Source organism: Candidatus Poriferisodalis sp. (genome assembly GCF_965208925.1).
GTDB lineage: Bacteria > Actinomycetota > Acidimicrobiia > Acidimicrobiales > Poriferisodalaceae > Poriferisodalis.
This window is the reverse complement of the sequence record NZ_OZ242364.1, coordinates 144,498-166,333: the sequence shown is the minus strand read 5'-3', so window position 1 is coordinate 166,333 and position 21,836 is coordinate 144,498. Positions and strand designations below refer to the sequence as shown.

21 protein-coding genes are annotated in these 21,836 nt (G+C 68.0%); 10 read left to right on the top strand and 11 right to left on the bottom strand.

Features of this window, described 5'->3' with window-relative positions; all coding sequences use genetic code 11:
• Positions 1–35: 35 nt before the first annotated feature.
• Together ACOGI5_RS00650 and ACOGI5_RS00645 are read right to left on the bottom strand one after the other, a co-directional pair.
• Positions 36–869 carry a class I SAM-dependent methyltransferase gene (locus ACOGI5_RS00650; protein ID WP_419862545.1) on the bottom strand — a complete coding sequence of 278 codons (834 nt, stop codon included), beginning with the start codon at positions 867–869 and terminating at the stop codon, positions 36–38.
• 29 nt (positions 870–898) lie between these two features.
• Positions 899–2,272, bottom strand: coding sequence for a M20/M25/M40 family metallo-hydrolase (locus tag ACOGI5_RS00645; RefSeq protein WP_419862544.1), 1,374 nt, complete (start codon positions 2,270–2,272; stop codon positions 899–901).
• 39 nt (positions 2,273–2,311) lie between these two features.
• Here ACOGI5_RS00645 and ACOGI5_RS00640 point away from each other — a divergent pair, with 39 nt between their 5' ends.
• Genes ACOGI5_RS00640 through ACOGI5_RS00630 form a run of 3 tightly spaced genes read left to right on the top strand, consistent with a single transcriptional unit; the run spans position 2,312 to position 5,720 of the window.
• Entirely contained in the window at positions 2,312–3,769 is a 1,458-nt protein-coding gene (locus ACOGI5_RS00640) for an amidase (RefSeq protein ID WP_419862543.1), read from the top strand.
• A gap of 41 nt (positions 3,770–3,810) precedes the next feature.
• The gene (locus ACOGI5_RS00635; RefSeq protein WP_419862542.1) at positions 3,811–4,902 is read left to right on the top strand and encodes an ABC transporter ATP-binding protein; all 1,092 of its coding nucleotides are present in this window, start codon (positions 3,811–3,813) and stop codon (positions 4,900–4,902) included.
• Positions 4,899–5,720, top strand: a complete 822-nt coding sequence (locus ACOGI5_RS00630; protein WP_419862541.1) for an ABC transporter permease — start codon at positions 4,899–4,901, stop codon at positions 5,718–5,720. The genes ACOGI5_RS00635 and ACOGI5_RS00630 overlap by 4 nt, the downstream gene beginning before the upstream one ends.
• A gap of 31 nt (positions 5,721–5,751) precedes the next feature.
• On the opposite strand, the gene ACOGI5_RS00625 is transcribed toward ACOGI5_RS00630, so the two are convergent.
• Both ACOGI5_RS00625 and ACOGI5_RS00620 read right to left on the bottom strand, forming a co-directional pair.
• Positions 5,752–6,393: an MBL fold metallo-hydrolase gene (locus ACOGI5_RS00625; protein ID WP_419862540.1), complete on the bottom strand. Its 642-nt coding sequence runs from the start codon at positions 6,391–6,393 to the stop codon at positions 5,752–5,754.
• A 138-nt stretch (positions 6,394–6,531) separates the two neighbouring features.
• The gene (locus ACOGI5_RS00620) at positions 6,532–8,283 is read right to left on the bottom strand and encodes a molybdopterin-dependent oxidoreductase (RefSeq protein WP_419862539.1); all 1,752 of its coding nucleotides are present in this window, start codon (positions 8,281–8,283) and stop codon (positions 6,532–6,534) included.
• Between the two features lie 271 nt (positions 8,284–8,554).
• Between ACOGI5_RS00620 and ACOGI5_RS00615 the strand changes: the two genes are divergently transcribed.
• From ACOGI5_RS00615 to ACOGI5_RS00600, 4 genes are all read left to right on the top strand, one after another.
• A complete protein-coding gene (locus ACOGI5_RS00615) occupies positions 8,555–9,667 on the top strand; it encodes an acyl-CoA dehydrogenase family protein (protein WP_419862538.1) in 1,113 nt (370 codons plus the stop codon).
• A 77-nt stretch (positions 9,668–9,744) separates the two neighbouring features.
• On the top strand, positions 9,745–10,191 hold the full coding sequence (locus ACOGI5_RS00610) for a hypothetical protein (RefSeq protein ID WP_419862537.1): 447 nt from the start codon (positions 9,745–9,747) through the stop codon (positions 10,189–10,191).
• Between the two features lie 27 nt (positions 10,192–10,218).
• A complete protein-coding gene (locus ACOGI5_RS00605; protein WP_419862536.1) occupies positions 10,219–10,440 on the top strand; it encodes a hypothetical protein in 222 nt (73 codons plus the stop codon).
• Positions 10,441–10,463: 23 nt separating this feature from the next.
• The gene (locus tag ACOGI5_RS00600) at positions 10,464–11,228 is read left to right on the top strand and encodes an alpha/beta hydrolase family protein (RefSeq protein WP_419862535.1); all 765 of its coding nucleotides are present in this window, start codon (positions 10,464–10,466) and stop codon (positions 11,226–11,228) included.
• Here the strand turns inward: ACOGI5_RS00600 and ACOGI5_RS00595 are convergent.
• From ACOGI5_RS00595 to aceE, 4 genes are all read right to left on the bottom strand, one after another.
• Positions 11,225–11,707 carry a MaoC family dehydratase gene (locus ACOGI5_RS00595; RefSeq protein WP_419862534.1) on the bottom strand — a complete coding sequence of 161 codons (483 nt, stop codon included), beginning with the start codon at positions 11,705–11,707 and terminating at the stop codon, positions 11,225–11,227. The genes ACOGI5_RS00600 and ACOGI5_RS00595 overlap by 4 nt on opposite strands.
• Before the next feature lie 73 nt (positions 11,708–11,780).
• On the bottom strand, positions 11,781–12,596 hold the full coding sequence (locus ACOGI5_RS00590) for an SDR family NAD(P)-dependent oxidoreductase (protein ID WP_419862533.1): 816 nt from the start codon (positions 12,594–12,596) through the stop codon (positions 11,781–11,783).
• A complete protein-coding gene (locus ACOGI5_RS00585) occupies positions 12,593–13,789 on the bottom strand; it encodes an enolase C-terminal domain-like protein (RefSeq protein WP_419862532.1) in 1,197 nt (398 codons plus the stop codon). The genes ACOGI5_RS00590 and ACOGI5_RS00585 overlap by 4 nt, the downstream gene beginning before the upstream one ends.
• 31 nt (positions 13,790–13,820) lie before the next feature.
• Positions 13,821–16,523 carry a pyruvate dehydrogenase (acetyl-transferring), homodimeric type gene (gene aceE, locus ACOGI5_RS00580; protein ID WP_419862531.1) on the bottom strand — a complete coding sequence of 901 codons (2,703 nt, stop codon included), beginning with the start codon at positions 16,521–16,523 and terminating at the stop codon, positions 13,821–13,823.
• A 21-nt stretch (positions 16,524–16,544) separates the two neighbouring features.
• On the opposite strand from aceE, the gene ACOGI5_RS00575 reads away from it, so the two are divergent.
• Positions 16,545–17,609: an RNase H family protein gene (locus ACOGI5_RS00575; protein WP_419862530.1), complete on the top strand. Its 1,065-nt coding sequence runs from the start codon at positions 16,545–16,547 to the stop codon at positions 17,607–17,609.
• On the opposite strand, the gene ACOGI5_RS00570 is transcribed toward ACOGI5_RS00575, so the two are convergent.
• The 3 genes from ACOGI5_RS00570 to ACOGI5_RS00560 form a co-directional block, all read right to left on the bottom strand.
• A complete protein-coding gene (locus tag ACOGI5_RS00570; RefSeq protein WP_419862529.1) occupies positions 17,606–18,061 on the bottom strand; it encodes an SRPBCC family protein in 456 nt (151 codons plus the stop codon). The genes ACOGI5_RS00575 and ACOGI5_RS00570 overlap by 4 nt on opposite strands.
• Before the next feature lie 24 nt (positions 18,062–18,085).
• Complete coding sequence (locus ACOGI5_RS00565) at positions 18,086–18,310, bottom strand: hypothetical protein (protein WP_323671563.1); 225 nt, start codon at positions 18,308–18,310, stop codon at positions 18,086–18,088.
• A gap of 69 nt (positions 18,311–18,379) precedes the next feature.
• The gene (locus tag ACOGI5_RS00560) at positions 18,380–18,700 is read right to left on the bottom strand and encodes a hypothetical protein (RefSeq protein ID WP_419862528.1); all 321 of its coding nucleotides are present in this window, start codon (positions 18,698–18,700) and stop codon (positions 18,380–18,382) included.
• Positions 18,701–18,926: 226 nt separating this feature from the next.
• Here ACOGI5_RS00560 and lpdA point away from each other — a divergent pair, with 226 nt between their 5' ends.
• Positions 18,927–20,390 carry a dihydrolipoyl dehydrogenase gene (gene lpdA / locus ACOGI5_RS00555; RefSeq protein WP_419862527.1) on the top strand — a complete coding sequence of 488 codons (1,464 nt, stop codon included), beginning with the start codon at positions 18,927–18,929 and terminating at the stop codon, positions 20,388–20,390.
• 39 nt (positions 20,391–20,429) lie between these two features.
• The gene (locus tag ACOGI5_RS00550) at positions 20,430–21,836 is read left to right on the top strand and encodes a dihydrolipoamide acetyltransferase family protein (RefSeq protein ID WP_419862526.1); all 1,407 of its coding nucleotides are present in this window, start codon (positions 20,430–20,432) and stop codon (positions 21,834–21,836) included.

The window sequence follows — 21,836 nt, the reverse complement described above, 5'->3', positions numbered from 1 at the left end:
CCGGCGCAGACGAGGATCGCCCATCGGGTCCACCGTCAGCGAGGTCGATCCCGTCGTGCCTGCCCGACTCGCTCAACGAGCTGCTCAGAGCCGGCACGGATGCTGCGCATCGCTGCGGTGGCGAGCTGCGTGGCGGCTTCGCCGAGCGTCGGTTCCGGCGGTGCCGTGGCCTCGGGAACCTCCATCTGAGACTCCGGTTCGGTGCGTTCGTCCGGCGCTTCGGAGACGCGCATGAACCTCGCCGTCAGCACCCCGTATCGGCGTTGCGTGTTGGCATGGTCGAAGTAGATCCCCTGTTCGGCGCTCTGGTAGGCACCGTTGCCGAACTTCTCCAGGCAGCGAAACGACTGGACGGCGAATTCGGGACCGAAGAGCTCGACGACATCCCAGTCGAAGCAGATCGGCTCTTGGGGCGTCGGCCGGTCGTGCACATCGGTGATCACGAGCAGCAGGCCGCCAGGGGCCGTGAGACGCTTCATCTCGGCGATCACTGCTTCAAGATCGTCGACGTGGTCGAGCGAGTTGAACGAGCAGACAATGTCAAAGCTGGCATCGGGATACGGGATGGTCTCTGCGCCGGACGCGACATAGGTCATCGCATGCTCTGCAGCCCCCATCTGGAGATAGTCGTCGGCCAGCGGATCCACGCCGACGCGCTCGCGCGCCATCGTTGCCCACTCGAGCGACCCTCGCGGACCGCAGCCGATGTCGAGCACACGCTTGTCGCGGTAGTCGTCGTGTGTCAGGCCGAAGTGGTCGGTGTAGAAGCGTTCGAACCAGGAGTTCTCCAGCTTCCCCTCGGCGTCCTTGCGCTGGGACCAGTAGGCGAGCTCGCCGACGCCCTTGCTCACAACTTCGTCCTCAGACACTCGCGCCCGCTCCTCGTGCCCGCAGGACGCTAGCCCCAGAGGCTGTCGACTACGTCGAGCCACAGCTGGGTGGTGAGCGCCAGCGATTCGATGTCGATGCGCTCGTCGTTCCCGTGGAAACGGGCGCCGTATTCGCCGCCGTCGAGCTCGGGGCTGAACAGGCCGGCGCCGTAGGCAATGGCGCCCATGTCGCGGTACACCCGGGAGTCGGTGAACCCGATGATGAGCTGCGGGGTCAGCCGAGCCGTCGGGAATCGCCGCCCCACCGCCACCTGCAGCGCGTCCCACAGCGGGGTCTCCACCCGGCTCAGCGACGCAGGATCGTTCATGATGATCTCGACCTCGACGTCGTCGGCCAGATCGCCGAGCGCCTCGTCGAGATGCGCCTGCACCGCGGCGGCGCCCTCGCCGGGCAGTGTCCGCACATCCACCTCGATGTCGACGTGATCGGGGATGACGTTCGTCTTCATCGACGTCGGCGCGCCGATGACGTTCGGCGAGAACGAGGTGTGGGTGCACGAGTACAAGTGCGCGGCTACTGACGCGCTCGGGTGAGCGTCGAGCCAGTCCTCGATCAGATCCTCGTCGAGCATGATCGCCCGGGTTTCATCGTTGACCCCGAGCGTGTCGACCTGCTCGCGCCACAGCTCGTGGAACCTTGGCGGCGGTCGGTACTGCGAGATCCGGTGCACCACCGCTGCTGCCTTTACCAGCGCGTTCTCCTGGCGGAATGGGCGGGAGCCGTGCCCGGGCACGCCTCGCACGCGCAGCCGCCGCCACGCCACGCCCTTCTCGCCGATGTTCATGCCGATGAACGGAGCGTCGGGCGACCCTGAGTGCAGGCCGCCGTTCTCGGTCAGCACGTAGTCGGCGCCGATGACGTCCCAGTGATTCTCGGCCATCCAGCGAGCGCCGTAGCTCGATCCGGCTTCCTCGTCGGCGCAGGCGAAGTAGATGAGGTCGCCCTTGGGCCGGTAGCCGGTCAGGGCCAGATGCCGCATCGCCACCGCCATCGACGACGTCAGGTTCAGCATGTCGACGGCCCCGCGGCCCCAGACCTCGCCGTCGATCAGCTCGCCGCCGAACGGGTCGCGGCTCCAGCCGTCGCGATTCACCGGCACCACGTCGGTGTGGCCCATCAGGCACAGGGTGGGAGCGTTCGGGTCGCTGCCCTCGATGCGGGTCACGAGCGACCGCCGACCCGGTGCTGCGTCGTAGACCTCAAGATCCAGCCCGGCGCCTTCCAGGTAGGCCTGGATGGTGTCGGAGTTGCGGACTTCGCCGCCGGATTCGGGTGTGCCGTAGTTGACGCACTCGTTGCGGATCAGGGTCTGCAGCAACTCGACGGTCTGGCCGGTGCGACGGTTCTCATCGCTGGTTCCGGCAGTGAATGACTGGCTCATGGTCTGAAACTTAGGGTGCCGCTGTGGTCGAATGACTCGATGGACAGTGCTTCGGACGACGCGATGGGCATCTGCGGGCTGCCTGCTACGCAGATGGCGGCCATGCTGGCCGACGGCGAGATCTCGGCGCGAGAACTGCTGGCGGCACATCTCGAGCGCATCGAGCAGGTCAACCCGGCCCTCAATGCCATTGTCACGTTCACGCCGGAGCAGGCGGCTGCGCGTGCAACCGCTGCCGACGAGTCGCACGCCCGCGGCGAGTCACTGGGGCTCCTGCATGGGCTGCCCGTGGCCCACAAGGACTTGGCACTGACCGCCGGTGTCCGCACCACCATGGGCTCGCCGCTGTTCGCCGACTTCGTCCCCGATATCGATGCGCTGGTGGTGGAACGTCAGCGCGAAGCCGGGGCCGTGATGGTGGGCAAGACCAATACGCCCGAGTTCGGCGCCGGTTCGCACACGTTCAACCCAGTATTCGGCATCACCCGCAACCCGTATGACACCGGCAAAACCTGCGGCGGCTCCAGCGGGGGCGCAGCAGTGGCGCTGGCCGCCCGGATGCTGCCGCTGTGCGACGGGTCCGACCTGGGCGGCTCGCTGCGCAACCCGGCCGCCTTCTGCAACATTGTGGGATTCCGTCCATCGCCGGGACGGGTGCCGTCGACCACGGCAATGGACGCCTGGTTCCCGCTGGCGGTCGAGGGCCCGATGGGCCGGACAGTCGCCGACGTGGCGTTCTTCCTGCAGGCACTGGCCGGTCCCGATGACCGCTCGCCGGTGTCGAACCAGGAGTCGCCGGCGGTCTTCGCCGGCTCGCTGGAGCGGGACCTGCGCGGCGTGCGGGTGGCGTGGTCGCCCGACGCCGGCGGGCTCCCGGTCGACCCCGCGGTGCGGGCAGCCACGGCGAACGTGCCCGATGTGCTCGCCGGCCTGGGCTGCGAGGTGGTCGAGGCCTGGCCCGACCTGTCAGACGCCCCGCTGGTCTTCCAGGCCCGACGTGCCTGGTTGTTCGCCCTCGGCTTCGGACCCTTGCTGTCCCAGCACCCTGGCCAGTTCAAGGAGACATTGGCTTGGAACATCGAACAGGGGCTGTCGATGTCGATCGGCGAGTACGCCGAGGCCTGCCGGCGCCACACCCAGCTGTTCGCCCGGATGGACGAGTTCATGTCGGCCGACGGCGGCTTCGAGTTCCTGGCCTGCCCGACCACCCAGGTGCCGCCGTTCGATGTCGAGGTCGAGTATCCCACCGAGATCGAGGGCGTCACCTTCGACACCTACATCGACTGGATGCGCTCGTGCAGCGACATCACGGTCACCACCCACCCGGCCATCTCGGTGCCGGCCGGCTTCACCACAGACGGATTGCCCGTGGGCCTGCAGCTCGTCGGGCGCCACCGTGCCGACCGTTCAGTGCTTGAGCTGGCTCACGCTTGGGAGTCGGCAACCCGCCATATCGACGTTCTGCCGCCGCTGCCGGGCGAGCAAACGGTTTCATAATCTCCTGTTGCAGGCGCAGGCTGCTCGGTAGCCTGCCGCCCGTGTCCGAGTCGAATTCCGTGGCGCCGGTAACGGCGATAGAGGCCCACGGGCTCGTACGCGACTTTGGTGCCAAGCGGGCAGTGGACGGGGTGGACCTGCGCGTTCACCAGGGCGAGATCTTCGGTTTCCTGGGTCCGAACGGCGCCGGCAAGAGCACGACGGTACGCATGCTGTGCACGCTGCTGGCCCCGACGGCGGGTTCGGCGCGGGTTGCCGGCTACGACGTGGCCAAGAACCCCGGCGAGGTCCGCGTCCGCATCGGTGTGGCCATGCAGGAGGCCGCCCTGGACGAGAAGCAGACTGGCCGCGAGATCCTCGACCTGCAGGCCCGCTTGTACGGGCTTCGACCAGCGGACCGTCTTGCTTCAATCGAGCGGGCCATCGATCTAGCCGATATCGGCGACGCCATCGACGGCCGCGTCTCCACGTACAGCGGCGGGATGAAGCGGCGACTCGATTTGGCCGCTTCGCTGATCCACGCTCCCGAAGTGATCTTCCTGGACGAGCCCACCACCGGGCTCGACCCCGTGAGCCGAGCGCAGGTGTGGGACGAGGTGCGAAGGCTCAACAGCGAGTTGGGCGTGACGGTCTTTCTCACCACGCAGTACATGGAGGAAGCCGATGCCTTGGCCGACCGGGTAGCGATACTCGCCGACGGCCGAATCGTGCAGCAGGGCACGCCGACCGAGCTGAAGCGGGCCGTCGGATCCGATGTGATCGTGGTTGACCTGGAGCCAAGCGACATTGCACGGGCGGAGGAGGTGGCGGGGACCGTGCCGGGCGCAGACGGGGTGACTGCCGGCCGGCTCGGCGTCACGATCGCGACTGCCGATGGGGCGGGACTCGTCGGCGCAGTGGCGGTGGCGCTTGCCGACGCAGACGTGCATCCAACGGCGCTCACTGTCCGTACGCCGTCACTCGACGATGTGTTCCTGCAGGCGACGGGGTACCGCATGGCCGCGGCCGAAGAGGCTGCGGCCGAGGGTGCAGTCGCGGCCGAGGGTGATGCGGCGGCGAAGGAATCAGTCGGCGAGCGGGCCGCGGATGAGGCACGTGGAGCTCAGCCTGTCGCGCCTGGAGGCGCATCATGAGCGAGACGACGGTCACGCCCGGCGGCGGGCTCACGAATCGGGTCAGCTTTCTGACCGACATCGCCACTGTCGCTCGGCGGGCCGTGCGCAGCGTGGTGCGGGAACCCGAATACGTCGTGCCGGCGCTGATCATTCCCTTTTTCTTCTTTGTGGTGAACACGGGTGCGCTGGAGTCCTTCGTGGAGCGCCAGGCACCCAGCGGCAGCAGCGTCAGTCTCGACTACCGGGCGTTCCAGCTTCCCGTGGCGATCATCTTCGCTGTCACGGGAATCTCACGAGCCAGCGTGCTCGTGATCGACATCCAGTCCGGCTATCTCGACCGGATGCTCGTGACGCCGATACGGCGATCCACGCTGCTGTTCGGGCTCATGGTGGCCGACATCGTGATGGCGCTCGGATTGGCCCTGTTCGTGGTCGCTCTTGGGCTCGTCTTCGGTGTCTGGTTCGAGACGGGCGTCTTGGGGCTCTTGGTCTTCCTGCTGCTCGCGATTGCCTGGAGCGTGGCCTACAGCGGCATCCCGTACACGGTGGCACTGCGTACCGGGAACCCTGCCGCAGTGAACTCGTCGTTCCTGATCTTCTTCCCGTTCGCGTTTCTCACGCCGTCATACCTGCCGCGCGATCTGATGGGCGGCTGGCTCGAGGCAGTGGCGGCGTGGAATCCCGTCACCTACCTGATGGAGGGCATGCGAGCACTGCTGTTCATGGGTTGGGATGGGCTCGCCATAGTGAAGGGTGCCGCGGCCATCGTCGGGTTGGCGATCGTGACCTTCTACATCGCGTTCAGGTCGCTCGGCCGTCGCGTAGCGACGGGATAGACACAGCCGCCGAGTGGCGACGGGGTAGGGGCTACCAGCCGCGGTCGATCCACTCCTGCAGGTGCGGCGACTCGGTGCCGATCGTGGTGTCGAGGCCGTGGCCGGGCAACACCATGGTGTCGCCCGGAAACGCCGAGAACATCCGGTCCTCGATGCTGCGGATGATCTGCTCGAAGTCGCCGCCGTAGCTGGTGGCGCCGGGCCCGCCCGGGAACAGCGTGTCGCCGGTGAACAGCAGCGGCGTGCCCTCAACGTGGAAGCTCATGGATCCGGCGGTATGTCCCGGATTGTGAATGGTTCGGATGCGCAGCCGCCCCACCTCGAGCACCGCGTCGTCTTCGAGAATGAGGTCGTAGCTGGGCAGCATCGACGAATCCTCGGAGGTGATGGCCACCTCGATCCCGGCGTTGCGCACCGCCGGCACGGCCTGAATGTGATCCCAGTGACCGTGGGTCTCCACAACCAGCGTCACGCCGAGCTTCCGGCACACCTCCAGCAGACGCTCATGCTCGTTTGCGGCGTCGATGAGCATCGCTTCGCCGGTCTCGGTGCAGCGGATGGTGAAGACGTTGTTGTCGAAGTCGTCGGGAAAGCCGTGCGGCAGGTTGCCCTCGACTGGGCGCACGACGTGCTTATGGACTTCGATGCCGGTGGCGGACCAGTGCAGAGCCATGCACGCATCCTAAGAGGCTGCGCGATTCGGAGTGCCCGCTCCGGAGGCGGCAGGATCCTCTGCTCCCGCGATCCAGCCGGTCGCAACGTCGCAGAGTTCCCTGCCGCCTCCGGAGCTAGATCCGTTGCGACTGTCTGCTCAGGCGGCGTCTACGCGGACTGCAACTCGATGCCAGCCTTCGGCGCCGTCGGGACGGACGTCCTTGGGACCCTCGGGCTGAGTCATGCCGGTGCCGTCGATTGCCCGCACCTGCAGTGAGTGCGTGCCCTCGGTGGGTGTCCAGGGAAGGTGCCACTGCACCCAGCTCTCGTCGCCCAGCGCCTCGCCCAGATCGCACTGCTGCCACGGCCCGTCGTCAACCCGAACCTCGACCGCGCTGATGCCTCGCGTCGGCGCCCAGGCGATGCCGGCAATCGCCGTCTCGGTTCCCGCCACGGGGCGGTCGCCGCTGCCGGGCACGTCGATCCGGCTCTGCGTCTTCATCGGACCGCGCTTGGACCATCCCCGCGGCACCCAGTAGCCGTCGAACGCATCCCAGGTCGTCAAGTGGATTTCTTCGATCCACTTCACCGCCGACACGTAGCCGTACAGCCCTGCGACGATCAGGCGGGCCGGGAAGCCGTGCCTGGTGGGCAGCGGTTCGCCGTTCATGCCGACGGCAAGCAGCGCATTGCGGCCGTCGTACAGCAGCGGGGTGGGAAAGCCGGCAGTCCAGTCGTCGACAGAGCGGCCCACCACCTGGTCGGCGCCGTTCTGCACGCCGGCCCGCTCCAGCAGGTCGACTAGCGGCACGCCGGTCCAGACGGCGTTGCCGACCAGATTGCCGCCGACCCGGTTCGACACGCACGACAGCGTGACCACGTGCTCTTGGAGGTCCATCGCCAGGATCTCGTCGAAAGTCAGCTCGTAGGGGTTGTCGACCATGCCGGTGAAGCTGAGTTTCCAGTTGGCGGGGTCGACCTGGGGCACCGTCAGCGCCGTGTCGATCCGGTAGAAATCGCTGTTGGGGGTCACGTAGCTCGAGATACCGGCGACCTCGTCGAGCGTGTCGAGCGCGGCGACCTGGGTGGCGACCGAGGGCCCGGCCGCCGTGGTGGCGGTGGGCTGGGCGGCTGTGGCCGTGCCCGCAGCAGCGGTAGTCGACGGGGGCCTCGTCGCGCTCAGGTCGATGCCGGCCCGAGCGGTCTCCGCCGCCGACGGGCCGCGCACGCTACGCCCCAGCGCCACGAAGCCGACGGCCGCGACGCCGGCGCCGCCCACGCCGAGCAGGAACTTGCGACGACTGGCATCGGGCGCTCTATCGGGAGGCCTCCCAACCGCTGGCTCGGCGGGCTCGTGCTCGCTCACTTCCGTGCGGGCAGGCCGGTGAGCCGGGGCGAATCGCAGCAGCAACCGCAGCGTGAGGTAGCCGAGCGCAGCGGCAGCCAAGGCGACCACCCACGAGCCCGCGAACGGGCTCATCGGGTTGCGCGCCGCAGTCCAGCCGCCGATCAGGCCGAAGGCAGCGAATCCTGCGAACGGCACCCACCGGCGTCGTGGTGCCATGGCGCACGCACCTAGCAGGCCGCCGATGATCAGCGACACGCCGACGATGCCGATCGCCAGCACGGCCTTGTCCTTCTCGCCGAACAGTTCGATGCTCAGCTTCACTGCCCAGTCGGGCGAGTAGTCCACCAGTGCCTCGCCGACCGCCACCACGAGCGATGGGATCGAGTCGACCAGTCCATCGATGAACTCGCCGAAGGCCAGCGCAACGGCTGCGCCGGCAATGCCGGCAAGCAGGCCGGCGCCCGAGCCGGGCCGACGTATGAGGCGGCCGATGCCCCGGCCGTCCGGGGCCTCGGAACCGAGGGACGCATCGGCCGTGGCCTCGTGGGAACTGTCGCTCATGTCTGCCCGTTTCGCTGGAGGAGGCCGGCTCAGCCTCTGGGTCGAGTTGGACGGGCACCGGTCGGGGGGTCGAACCGGCGTACCCCGCTGAGGGGCGCCCGTCACGAAAGCTAACGCTCGACGTGTGCCGGAGGTTCCACCATGAAGGCATGAGTCGGTGAACCGTCTCTGAGTCGATCGGGCCGCTGGGTGATAGAACTTCGCCTGACTATTGCGCCGGCACGGCCGGTGCTCAGACTGCACTGGCTGCACCAGCCCCGGAGGCGCGTCCGTGAACTTCGCATTCACCGAGGAGCAGGAAGAGCTCCGCAACTTCGTCCGTTCGTTCCTTGAGGAGAAGTCCCCGGAGACCACCGTTCGGGAGCTGATGGAGACCGACGACGGCTACGACCCTGCCGTGTGGTCGCAGATGGCCGAGCAGCTCGGCTTGCAGGCACTGATCATTCCCGAGGAGTACGGCGGCCAGGGCGCCAGCTACGTGGAGCTCGGCATCGTGCTCGAGGAGATGGGCCGCAGCCTGCTGTGCTCGCCCTACTTCTCCACTGTGGTGCTGGCCGGCAACGCCATCTTGCACTCGGGCAACGAAAAGGCCAAGGAAGAGCTGCTCGAGAGGATCGCCTCGGGCGAGATCATCGCCACCTTGGCCCTGGCTGAGGCCAGCGGCCGTTGGGATGCCGAGGGAGTCGAGGTGGAGGCCACCGATACCGGCGACTCGGCGACGATCTCGGGCGAGAAGATGTTCGTGACCGACGGCGGCACTGCGAACCTGTTCGTGGTGGCGGCACGCTGCGACGGCGGGATTCACCTGTTCACCGTCGAGGGCGACGCAGCGGGGCTCAGCCGCGAGAACCTCGCCACCATGGACCAGACCCGCAAGCAGGCCCGCATCACGTTCGACAACACGCCGGCCAAGCACCTGTGCGACACCCACAACTTCGCATACATCGACAAGGTGCTCGACCTGGCTGCGGTGGCGCTGGCCAGCGAGCAGGTCGGCGGTGCGCAGTTCGTGCTCGACATGGCCGTGCAGTACGCCAAGGATCGGGTGCAGTTCGGGCGCCCGATCGGCTCGTTCCAAGCCATCAAGCACAAGTGCGCCGACATGCTGCTCGAAGTCGAGTCGGCCAAGTCGGCCGCGTACTACGCGGCCTGGTGCGCAGCGGAGATGAACGACGAGCTGCCCTCGGTGGCGTCGCTCGCCAAGGCCTACTGCTCGGAGGCCTACTTCCATTGCGCTGCGGAGAACATCCAGATCCACGGCGGCATCGGCTTCACCTGGGAGCACCCCGCGCACCTGTACTTCAAGCGTGCGAAGAGCTCCGAGCTGATCTTCGGCGATCCCGCCTACCACCGGGAGCAGCTGGCCCAGCGCATCGGCCTGTAGGCCGGAATACGACAGACTGAGGCAACCCGACGCGGCAGGCGTGCCGCACGGATATGTGAGCTGCCGGGGAGGCACCGGTGATCGTCGCGGTCATCGTCATCTCATTGGTGATCGGCTTCGTCGTCGCCGCCGGCGTGGTCGGCACCCAGGCGCAACGGCTGGGCCGCGAGCGACGCGAGCCCGTGTGGCGTCTCGCCGAGGCGGCGGATCTCGTCGCCGACCTCGTGCCGTTCGACATTGCGGCGGCACTGGATCCCAGCGAGCTTGAAGCGCTGCTGCGGGCACACCTCAACCAACTGCAGTTCGAGTTTCCGGCTATGCCAGACGGCGATGATCCTGACGCCGAGAGCGAGCAGGGCACGACGGTCACCGAGGACCAGTCCTCGGCGGCGGATCTGTACCGCAGCGCCCGCCGAGACGGGCTCGAGGTGTCGCTGGAGCAGGTCCAGGCGGTGACGGAGGCGCACCTCGAATACTTGCGCCTGATCGGCGCGCTCGCCATCGTGGACCCTGACGGCAACTGAGCGTTCGCCGGACGGCAGAATGTCTCCATGGACATCCCCAGGGAGCTCGCCGGCTGCCGATTCGTCGGCGACAAGCGCAGTCAGATCGTCTACGACATGGAACTGGAGTCTGATGATCCGGCGGTCACCGAGCAGCTCGCCGCAGCCGTCGCCGACATCGTGGCAGCGCAGTCCTACGCCACCTTCGGCCCCGACGAGCTGCCAGAAGCGCGTAACCGCGGCTACCGCCTGTCGCGGCTCTGCCGCTAGCCGGCGCTGACGCTGGCAGGGCAGTGAGCACCACCGTCACCGAGATCACGATCGACGGCAGTCCGCATCTTGCTGCGTTCATGGTGCGCCCGTCACGCTCGAACCGAAGCGGACCGGCGGTAGTGCTGTGCCACGGGTTCCCGTCCAAGCAGCGACCCGGCATTCCCAACCGCACCTACCAGCAGTTCGCCGAGCGCATTGCCGAAGCGCAGGGCTGGACCGTGCTCGCCGTCAGCATGCGGGGCTGCGGCGAATCGGACGGTGATTTCTCGCTGCTCGGCTGGATCGATGATGTCGGGCGTTCCATCGAGCATGTCCTCGAGGACGGCTGCCGCGGCGTGTGGCTGGTGGGCTCCACCACCGGCGGCTCGGTGGCGATCCTGGCTGCGGCTCGTGATGCGCGCGTGCGCGGTGTGGCGGCGATGGCGCCCCGGGCCGACTTCGACGACTGGGCCAGCGATCCCAAGGCATTCCTGCAGCACTGCCGCAATGTCGGCGTGATCAGGTCGGAGAGCTTCCCGCGCTCAGCGAGTGCGTGGAATCGCGAGCTGAAGCAGAACCGGGCAGTCGACGCCGTGCAGCAGCTCGCCGACCGTCCGCTGCTGATCCTGCACGGCATCAACGACCGGCAAGTGCCCTACGAGGAGGCCAGGCACCTGGCATCCCGGCATCCCAGTGCCGAGCTGCGCCTCATCACAGGCGCCGATCACCGCATCCGCCACGATCCCCGGGCCGTCGCCATCCTGCTGGGCTGGCTGGAGCACCAAGCCGCCGCCCAGTACGCCTAAGAGGCTGGTTTTTCCTCCGAGAGGCGGCGGGCGATCATCATGTTCGCCACCGAGCGCACCACCGTGGTGCCGTGCTGGTTGACGAGTTCATGGGCCATCTTGACGATGCCTCGGTCGGGCTTGGAACGGCTCGGGCGCAGCTCGAGCACCTCCACCACGAGGGTGAGACGGTCGCCTGGATGCACCGGCGCCAGCCAGCGCAGCTCGTCGAGACCGGGCGAGCCCATGCTCGACGGTCCCAGCAGGTGCTCGCCCAGCAGCCTCATCATGATCGAGCCGGTGTGCCATCCCGAAGCGATCAGCCGGCCGTAGACCGTGTCACGGGCGGCTTCGGGATCGATGTGGAAGGGCTGGGGATCGAACTTGCGGCCGAACTCGATGATCTCGGCCTCGTCGATCATCGTCGAGCCGAACGTGAAACGCTCGCCCGCCTCGTAGTCGTCGAACCATCGCTGCGGGCACGGGATATCGCTGGGCATCGAGACAGTCTGGCGGCGCAGGCCGGACATCATGGGACACGTCAGGCATGGCCGATGCCTGAGCGGTGGGCGGCTACAGCGCGTCGGGACCTGGCGGGCTCAGCTGCGCGGTGATGCCGCCGTCGACACAGATGACCTGGCCGGTCACGTAGCTCGATTCGGCAGATGCCAGGAAGGCAACCATCGCAGCGATGTCGCCGACCTCGCCCGCTCGCTGCAGCGGCACCTGGGCTGCGAGCGATTCGAGCCTGCGGGCGTTGCCCGAGGCGTGCCACCGGTAGGTCTCGGTGAGGCCCGGGGCGATCGCGTTGACCCGGATGCCGTAGGGACCGAGTTCGACGGCCATGGCGCGGGTCATCGCGTCGATCGCTCCCTTGGTGGCGTCGTAGGGCAGTCCGCGGTGGTGCGCTCGCTGTGCGCCCACGGACGAGATGAACACGATGCATCCCCCGGAACGGTCGCGCATGGCGACCGCGGCCCGCTGAGCGCACCGATAGGGGCTGCGGATGTTGGTGGCGAGCTGGCGGTCCAGCAGGTCGAGGTGATCGTCGAACGCGTGCACGCGGCGCAAATCGGCGGCGTTGTTCACCAGCAGGTCGACGGCGCCGAATTCGGCGAGCGCAGCGTCGAAAACCGCGTCGATGTCCTCGTCGCGGGACAAGTCCCCGCAGTGCGCTGCGACGTCCGCGCCGAGGCCGGCCAGCTCGGCGACGCACTCCCTCAGCGCGTCGCCGTTCATGTCGGCGACCACGAGTCGCATTCCCTCGGCCGCGAGACGCTGCGCGATGCCGCGGCCGATGCCGCTTGCCGCGCCGGTGACGACTGCGCTGCGGCCCCGCAGCTCGTCGTAGCGCGCGTGGGCGTCGGCTGGGGGCGCCAGATCGTTCACGGTCGGGCCGGGCTTCCGTCGACCAGCCGGGTCTGGGTCCACTCCTCGACTGCATCGCGAGCCGGATGGGCCGCCGCGAGCTGCTCATCGATGTCGATCCCGAGTCCGGGTCTGTCGTTGGGGTAGAGGTAGCCGTCAGCGACTTCTCCCAGCCCGGGGAACATCTCGTAGTCGAGATCGGTGGGGCGGTACCACTCGTGGATCCCGAAGTTCGGCGCCGAGATGTCGAGATGCAGATTGGCGGTGTGGCCCACCGGCGAGGTGTCAGCCGGGCCATGCCAAGCGGTGCGGATGCCGAACATGCGGGCGAACGCAGCAATGTCACGCGCGGGGGTCAGACCGCCGATCTGGCTGATGTGCATCCGCACGAAGTCGACGAGCCGATCGGTGATGAGGCCCTGCCACTCGTGCGGGTTGTTGAACAGCTCGCCCATCGCAATCGGCGTCGCGCACTGGGATCGCAACGTGCTGAACCAGCCGATGTCCTCAGGCGCGAACGGATCCTCGAGGAAGAACAGCTTGTACGGCTCGACATCCTTGGCGAACTGCACCGCGTCGATGGGGTGCAGTCGCTCGTGGATGTCGTGCAGCAATTCGACACGGTCGCCGACGGTCTCGCGTACGTGGTCGATCATCGCCAGGGTCGATGCGCTGTAAGCACGCGGATCGAAGTAGCTCCCCGCCGGAGCGTTGCGGGGCCGCGGCATCGGGGCCGCTGGGCCGCCATACGGCCCCAGTTGCACACGGATGTGCCGGTAACCCTGCTCGCGCAGCTCCTCGACGCTGTCCGTCACTTCGTGAGGGTCGTCGCCGCTTGCGTGGACGTAGACCGCAGCGGCTTCGCGGTTCTTCCCCCCGAACAGCTCGTACACCGGCATCCCGGCCCGCTTGCCCTTGATGTCCCACAGGGCCTGATCGACACCGGACACCGCGTTGTTGAGCACCGGGCCGTTGCGCCAGTAGCCGTTGACCATCGACATCTGCCAGATCTCGCCGATGCGGTTCACGTCGCGTCCGATGAGGAACGGGGCGAGATGACGGTCGATGACGGTCTTCACTGCGAATGCTCGCTGGGTGAAGGTCGCGCAGCCCAGCCCATGCAAGCCGGGTTCGGAGGTCTGGATCTTGACGATGACCAGCCGCGCAGTGCCGGGCTGGGTGAGGATCGCTCTGACGTCGGTGATGGTGACCATCGTGGAGATGTTGCCGAAGACAGGCAGCGGCTCAGTGCGCCGCAGATGACCAAGGGTCGGCGCTGTCGGTGGCCAGGCCGTAGCGCTTGACGGCCTCCGCCGCCGCCGTAGCGTCGATCTCGCCGAGCTCGGCGAGGCGCCACAGCACCGCCACCGTGATGTGCTCGGCAGTGATCTCGAAGTGCTCCCGCAGCCGGCTGCGGGTATCGCTGTGGCCGAAGCCGTCAGTGCCCAGCGACGTGTAGTCGCGCCCGATCCAGCGAGACACCTGGTCGGGCACGGCCCGCATGAAGTCGGTCACGGCCACCACCGGCCCTACGCCATCGGCCAACTGCCGGGTCACGAAGGGCACCTGCTGGGGATCGTCGGGATGGAGCGTGTTCCACCGCTCGCACGACAGCGCCTCCTCGCGCAGGGCCTTGTACGACGTGGCGCTCCACAGGTCCACGCCCACGTCGTGCTCGGCCGCCAGCAGATCAGCGGCCGCGCGCGCAGCCCCCTGCGCCGACCCCGAAAACAGGATCGTGCCCGAATGGGCGCGTCCGGGCGGTGACGGGGCGAAGCGGTAGAGCCCGGCCAGCAGGTCTTCGGTGGCGAGATCGTCGGGCTCAGGCGGCTGTACGTAGTTCTCGTTGTAGATGGTGAGGTAGTAGAAGACGTCTTCGCCCACGCCGTACATGCGCCGGATGCCGTCCTGCACGATGGCGGCCAACTCGTAGGCGAACGCCGGGTCGTAGGCCTGGCACGGCGGCACCACCGAGGCCAGCAGCGGCGAGTGCCCGTCCTGGTGCTGGAGACCCTCGCCCATCAAAGTGGTGCGACCCGCCGTGGCCCCCATCAGGAAGCCGCGCCCGCGCATGTCGGCCAGCGCCCAGATCATGTCGCCCACCCGCTGGAAGCCGAACATGGAATAGAAGGTGTAGAAGGGCACCATCGCCACGCCGCGGGTGGCGTACGACGTGGCCGCAGCGGTGAAGCTGGCCAGCGCGCCCGCTTCGGTGATGCCCTCCTCGAGGATCTGGCCGTCGATGTGCTCGGTGTACGACAGCAGCAGGTCGTGGTCGACCGGCTCGTACAGCTGCCCCTGGCTGGCGTAGATGCCCAGCTCGCGGAACAGCGAATCCATGCCGAACGTGCGGGCCTCGTCGGGAATGATCGGCACCACCCGGTCGCCGAAGCCGGGCTCACGCGTCATCGCCCGCAGCATCCGGGTGAACGCCATGGTGGTCGACACCGCCATCTCGCCCGACCCCGCAGCAAACTCCGAGAACGGCTTGGAGCTGGGCATCGGCAGCGCCTTGCGGCACCAGTTGCCGATGCGCTTGGGCAACGGCCCGTTCAGCGCCTTGCGGCGTGCCATCAGGTACTCGTGCTCGGCGCTGCCGGGCGCGGGCCGGCAGTAGGGCGGGTCGTCGGGATCGAACTCGGCGTCGATCTCGTCGTGCAGACGCAGCCGCTCGCGGATCGTCATGAGCTGCGTGCGGTTCAGCTTCTTGATCTGGTGCGTGGCGTTGCGGGCTTCGAGGTCGGGCCCCAATGACCAGCCCTTGACCGTCTTGGTCAGGATGACGGTGGGGCTGCCCTCGTGCTCGACGGCCGCCTGGTAGGCCGCGTACAGCTTCTTGTAGTCGTGACCGCCGCGGGGCAGGGTCTGGAGATCTTCGTCGGAGAGGTGCTGCACCATCTCGCGCAGCCGCTGATCGGGTCCGAAGAACCGCTCACGGATGTACTGCCCGCTCTCCACCGAATAGCGCTGGTACTCGCCGTCGATGGTCTCGTTCATCTTGTTGAGCAGCACGCCGTCGCGATCGCGGGCTAGCAGCTCGTCCCAGCGGCCGCCCCAGATCACCTTGATGACGTTCCAGCCCGAGCCGCGGAAGTTGGCTTCGAGCTCCTGGATGATCTTCCCGTTGCCCCGCACGGGTCCGTCGAGGCGCTGCAGGTTGCAGTTCACCACGAAGATCAGGTTGTCCAGCCGCTCCCGTGCAGCCAGGTGCAGCGCGCCGAGCGTCTCGGGCTCGTCGGTCTCGCCGTCGCCCACGAAGCACCACACCTTTGACTCCGATGTGTTGTCGATGCGGCGGTTGTGCAGGTAGCGGTTGAAGCGCGCGTGGTAGATGGCGGTGATCGGCCCGAGGCCCATCGACACCGTCGGGTACTCCCAGAATTCGGGCATGAGGCGGGGATGGGGGTACGACGACAAGCCGGTGCGGCCGATCTCGCGCCGGAAATGCTCGAGGTCGGTGTCGTCGAGACGGCCTTCGAGATAGGCGCGGGCGTAGATGCCGGGTGCCGCATGGCCCTGGATGTAGATGTGGTCGCCGGGCTCGCCGTCGTCCTTGCCGTGCCAGAAGTGGTTGAAGCCCACGTCGTACAGCGCCGCAGAGCTGGCGAAGGTGGACAGGTGGCCGCCGATGCCGTCCGACCACGAGTTCGCGTGGGTCACCATCGCCACGGCGTTCCAGCGGATGAAGGCACGCAGGCGCTTCTCGATGTCCTCGTCGCCGGGGAACCACGGCTCGTCTTCGGGGGCGATCGTGTTGATGTACGGAGTCGAGACGGTGGCGGGGAAGTCGACCTGCATCTCGCGGGCCTTGGACATGAGCCTGCGAATGAGAAACCGCGCGCGGTTCTTGCCCCGTTCCTCGACGACGGCGGCGAACGACTGCAGCCAGTCGTCGGTCTCGTCAGGATCGATATCGGGGATCTGCTCATGCAACCCGTCGAAGAGCATGGGTTCTAGTGTCGCACCTGGATGAGCCGGCAATCGAACGCGCCAGCAACAGAGGTGTTCACCGACGGATCGTGCCTGGGCAATCCAGGTCCCGGCGGCTGGGCCTATGTCGTCGACGGCGGACCGTGGGCGTGCGGCTTCGAGCCCAAGACCACCAACCAGCGGATGGAAGTCGCGGCTGCGGCGCACGCCGTCGAGAACCTGGATGGGCCACTGCGGATCGTCAGCGACTCCACCTACGTGGTGAAGTGCTTCACCGACGAATGGTGGAAAGGCTGGCACCGGCGCAACTGGCTGAACACCGCGAAGAAGCCGGTAGCCAACCGCGACTTATGGGAGCCGTTCATCGAGGCTGTGCTGGAGCGCGGCGACGTGACGTTCGAGTGGGTCAAGGGTCATGCAGGCCAGCGGCTGAACTCCGCAGCCGACGCGCTGGCCGTGCATGCTGCGGGAGCAGGTGCCGGCCAGAGCGGCAATCGGTTCGATGATGACGTGCTCGATCGGCTGAGCGACCCGCGATCGGCACCCCAGCGCCCCCTCAAGGGTGCCGTCAGCACCGACGAGCCGACGTCGGGGAACCGGGAGATCACCGGTCACGCGGTGGCAGTGCTGGGCCACCGGCCGCCCGAGCTCGGCGGTTACAACGAGAACCCGGTCTCGCGCAGGGTGCTCCGGCAGCTGAGCGACGTCATTGCCGCCAAGCGCCAGCTGCACCCCGATCTCGTCGTGGCGACTGGCCTCGGCCTCGGCGCCGAGACGCTGGGTGCCGAGGCTGCACTCGCGGCCGATGTGCCCTATGTCGTAGTGCTGGCGTTCGAGGGCCTCGAGCGGCGGTGGCCGGGGCCGTCACGCCAGCGGTTCGCAGAGCTGCGCCAGCGTGCAGCGCAGGAATTCGTGCTTGCCAACCGCGTGCCGACTGATGCCGAGGCATTCGGCAAGTCCATGCGTCGGCGGGACACCTGGTTCATGCACAACTGCGACGAAGCCGTGCTGGTGCGCCGCGCCGACGACCGCACGTTGGGCGATCTGAACCGGCGCCTGGAGGATGCGCTGGACGACGTCTGGGTGATCGAGCCGGGCGACTAGTCGTCGTCGGGCGTCTCGACGAGCGCAGCCAGCCGTTCGAGCGTCTTTTGCATGTTCGGCACATTCTTGCGGTGAGCCCCGATGAGCTCGACGCTTCGCGGCAGCTTTGCCGTGGACCAGTCGAAGGTTTCGCGTACCAGCGTGCCCCCGTCGGGTTGGGGCTCGAGCCGGTAGCTCCATCGTTGTCCCTGCCAGTGCGCCCAGGTGATCAGGCGGTTCTCCTCGAACTCCAGGACACGATTCTTCACGGTGTAGGAGAGGCCCACCTTGATGCGCATGGAGAAGGTGCTGCCCAGTGTCAGCGGCGCATTGCTCGTGGTCAGGCGAGCCAGTGTTCCCGAGCCGTCGATTTCGCAGTGACGGCTGGGGTCGGTCAGCACCGCGAAGATGTTCTCCGCCGGAGCGGCGATGAGCCGCTCGACACTCACGCTCCGCTGGGTCGGCTTGGCCATGTTGTCCTTCGGGCGGGATCGGCCTCAGGCGGGCGTGAGGGCGTCTTGCACGATGTCGGGCGGGGGAGTGCCGCCGCCGCGCTCGATGCTGCCGTCGGCTCGCACCAGCACCCACCTCGGCTGGTAGCTCACGCCGAGCTGACCCCACAGCTCGCCGTCTTCGTTGGCGACCTGCGGGACGTCGCCCAGCTGGTGCTTGGCCACGAAGCGCCGGTACGAATCCTGGGAGTCGCCGCCGGGCACTCCCACCAGGACCAAGCTGTCGCCGTGCTCCGCCTTCAGCGCTGCGACCGCAGGCGCTTCACGATTGCACGCCGGTCACCAAGGCGCCCAGAACCACAGGAGGACGTCGTTCCCGGCTGTCGCAGCCAGATCGAATTGCTGCCCGTCGAGCAGCGCACCTTCCAGCAGCAGGATCTCGGCTCGGTTCTCCTGTGCGGCCGCGGCGGTGGCAGCCGGCTCGGCAGCCGCAGCGGTGTCAGTGCCGCCGGCAGTGGTCGCGGGCGCCTCGGCAGCAGATGTCGTGGCCGCGGTGTCGCGGGACACGCTGACCTCGACGCTCCCGCAGCCGGCCAGAACGCCGATGCCTGCCAGTCCGGCCAGCAGCACGATGACCGCCCGGGATCGCGAATGCGTCACCTTGCCGAGCCTATCCCTGGGCCTGGGATGGGAGAGCGCGGGTTACATTCGGCTCGGTGAGCACCCGGGCGCTGATTGCTTTGGCTCTCGTCACCGGGATGGTCATCCTGATGGCGTTCGCGGTCCAGGTGCTCATCGCGCTGTAGCACTGCCCGGCTCGGCCGCAGCGCATGCTGCGAGGCCCCGGTGCGAACCGGTCGAGAACGCGGCGTACCCTCGTCGCGCGATGGCAGATGACACGAATACCGGCGAGACAGGCAGTCCGGTTCGGTACGACCTTGTGGTGATCGGCGGGGGCCCCGCGGGCTACGGGGCAGCCTTGTATGCCGGCGCCGCAGGCATGAGCGTCGCCCTCGTGGAGCGCGACCGGCTCGGCGGGACGTGCCTGCATCGAGGCTGCATTCCCGCCAAGGAACTGCTCGAGACCGCCGCTGTCTGGCGCACCGTCGGCGAGGCTGCCGAATTCGGCGTCAACGTCGAGCCGCCCGAGCTGGACTTCGCCGTCTCGCAGGGCCGCAAGCAGCGCATCGTCGACGGCCTCGAGACCGGGGTGAAGGGGCTGCTGCGCCGCCGCAAGGTCACGACCTACGAGGGCACGGGACGGCTGTGTGCCGATCGTTCCGTCGAGGTCGATGCCGGCGATTCCGGCACCCAGACGCTGCAGGGCGACCACGTCCTGCTCGCAGCGGGATCAGTGCCGATCACGCTGCCCGGCTTCGATCGCGACAGCACCTTGGTGATGACCTCCGACGAGGTGCTGGCACTCGACGAGGTGCCGAGCCGAGTCGCCGTGATCGGCGGGGGTGCCATCGGCTGCGAGTTCGCTTCGATGCTCGCCGACCTCGGCGCCGAGGTCACCGTGCTCGAGTACGCGCCGCAGATCATCCCCGGTGTCGACGCCGACATTGCCAAGGCCCTTGCTCGGGCGTTCTCCAAGCGGGGAATCACGGTGCTCACGGGCTGCCGGGTCACCGGGCACACGCCGGATGGCGGCGGCACGACCGTGCAGTACGAGATCGCTCCCCGGTCTGGCAATGGCGACATAGTGGACGCGTCCGTCGAGGTCGACGCCGTAGTGGTGTCGGTGGGACGCCGGCCGTACCCGGATCATCTCGGCCTCGACGGCACCGGGGTCAAGCTCGACGAGCGGGGCTTCGTCGTGGCCGACGAGTTGTGCCGCACCACCATGGCCGGCGTCTATGCCATCGGCGATCTCATCAACACGCCCCAGCTCGCCCATGTCGGGTTCGCCGAGGCGATCGTGGCCACGAGAGACATGCTCGGCGAGGATCCGGCGCCGGTCGACTACGCGAACGTGCCCTGGGCCATCTACTGCCATCCCGAGGTGGCGTTCGCGGGGCTCACCGAGGCGGCGGCTCGCGAGGCGGGCTACGAGGTGGTGACCTCGAAGCACCGTTTCACGGGCAACTCGCGGGCGATGATCGTCAACGACACCGAGGGCCTCGTCAAGATCGTGGCCGAGCGCGAGGCCGACGGCTCGGCCGGGCGAGTGCTCGGCGTGCACATGATGGGACCATGGGTCACCGAGCAGCTCGGTCAGGGCTACCTGGCGGTGAACTGGGAGGCCACGGTCTCCGAGGTGGCGGCGCTGGTGCAGCCCCACCCCACGCTGTCGGAGCTGTTCGGCGAGACGATGCTGTCGCTCACCGGACGAGGACTTCACGGATGAGCCCGGCGCCAGCCGCCGTGTGCCGGTTGAGGCAGCGGCATGGCTGACCTGGTGCTGCCCCAGCTCGGCGAGACCGTCACCGAGGGCACTATCACCCGCTGGTTCAAGAACCCGGGCGATGCGATCTCGGTGGGCGAGATGCTCTACGAGGTATCGACCGACAAGGTCGACAGCGAGGTGCCGTCGCCGATGGAAGGCGTCATCACCGAGATACGCGTCCCCGAGGGCGAGACCGTGGATGTCGGGACGGTGCTGGCGATCGTGGAGCTGGCCGAAGGCGCTGTCGCGCCGCCGCCCGATGCAGCCGTACCCCTGCCCAGCGGCGCGCCGGCCGAACCGGTTGCCGCTTCTGCAGCCGCGCCGGCACCGGCCGAACCGGCTGCGGTGCCTGCCGCGGCCTCGGTCGCGGCGCCTGCGGCTGCTGCACCGGCCAACGGCGCAGCAAACGGGCCAGCGCCCGACAGTGGGAGCCATTTGCTCTCGCCGGTCGTCCGACGCTTGGTACGAGAGCACGGCCTCGACCCCGCGGCTCTAGTGGGCACGGGCGTGGGCGGTCGCATCACCCGGTCCGATGTGCTCAACGCCATCGACGAGCGTCAGCGCACTGCGGCTGCGACCGCGGCCCCCATTGCGGCGCCCGCGAGGCCGGCCGCCGGCGAACGTCCATCGGCCCCCAGCCCGCCGCCGGTGCCGGCACCGGTCGCTGCCGCTGCCGCTGCTGAATGGACCGACGGCGACTCGCGCTACGAGTCGTTCAACAACATCCGCCGCCGGACCGGTGAGCACATGGTGAACTCCATGGCCACGTCGCCGCACGCACTCACCGTGGTCGAGGTCGACTATGAGAACGTGGAGCAGGTGCGCCGGGCTCAGCGCGAGGCGTGGCGCGCTGCGGAGGGATTCAGCCTCACCTACCTGCCGTTCATCGTGGTCGCCGTCGCAGATGCTCTGTCTCACTGGCCGCGGCTGAACGCCTCGGTGGAGGAGGGCGGCCTGCGTATCTGGCGCCGTCGCAACGTGGGCGTGGCAGTCGACCTCGACTACGACGGGCTGGTCGTGCCGGTGCTGCGCGATGCCGACTCGTTCAGCCTGCGAGGCGTTGCCCGCACGATGAACGAGCTGGCGGCGCGTGCCCGGGAACGGCGCCTGACGCCCGACGACATCAGCGGCGGAACGTTCACCATCTCCAACAACGGATCCTTCGGCACCTACACCACGGCAGCCATCATCAACCAGCCCCAGGTTGCTGTGCTCTCGACCGACGGCGTCGCCCGGCGGCCGGTCGTGGTCACGGACCGGTTCGGCAACGAGAGCATCGTGGTGCACTCGGTGGGCCACCTGGCGATGGGCTGGGATCACCGTGCGTTCGACGGCAGCTATGCAGCAGGCTTCCTGGGGCACATCCGCCAGATGCTCGAACAGCATGACTGGGGAGCGGAGTTCTAA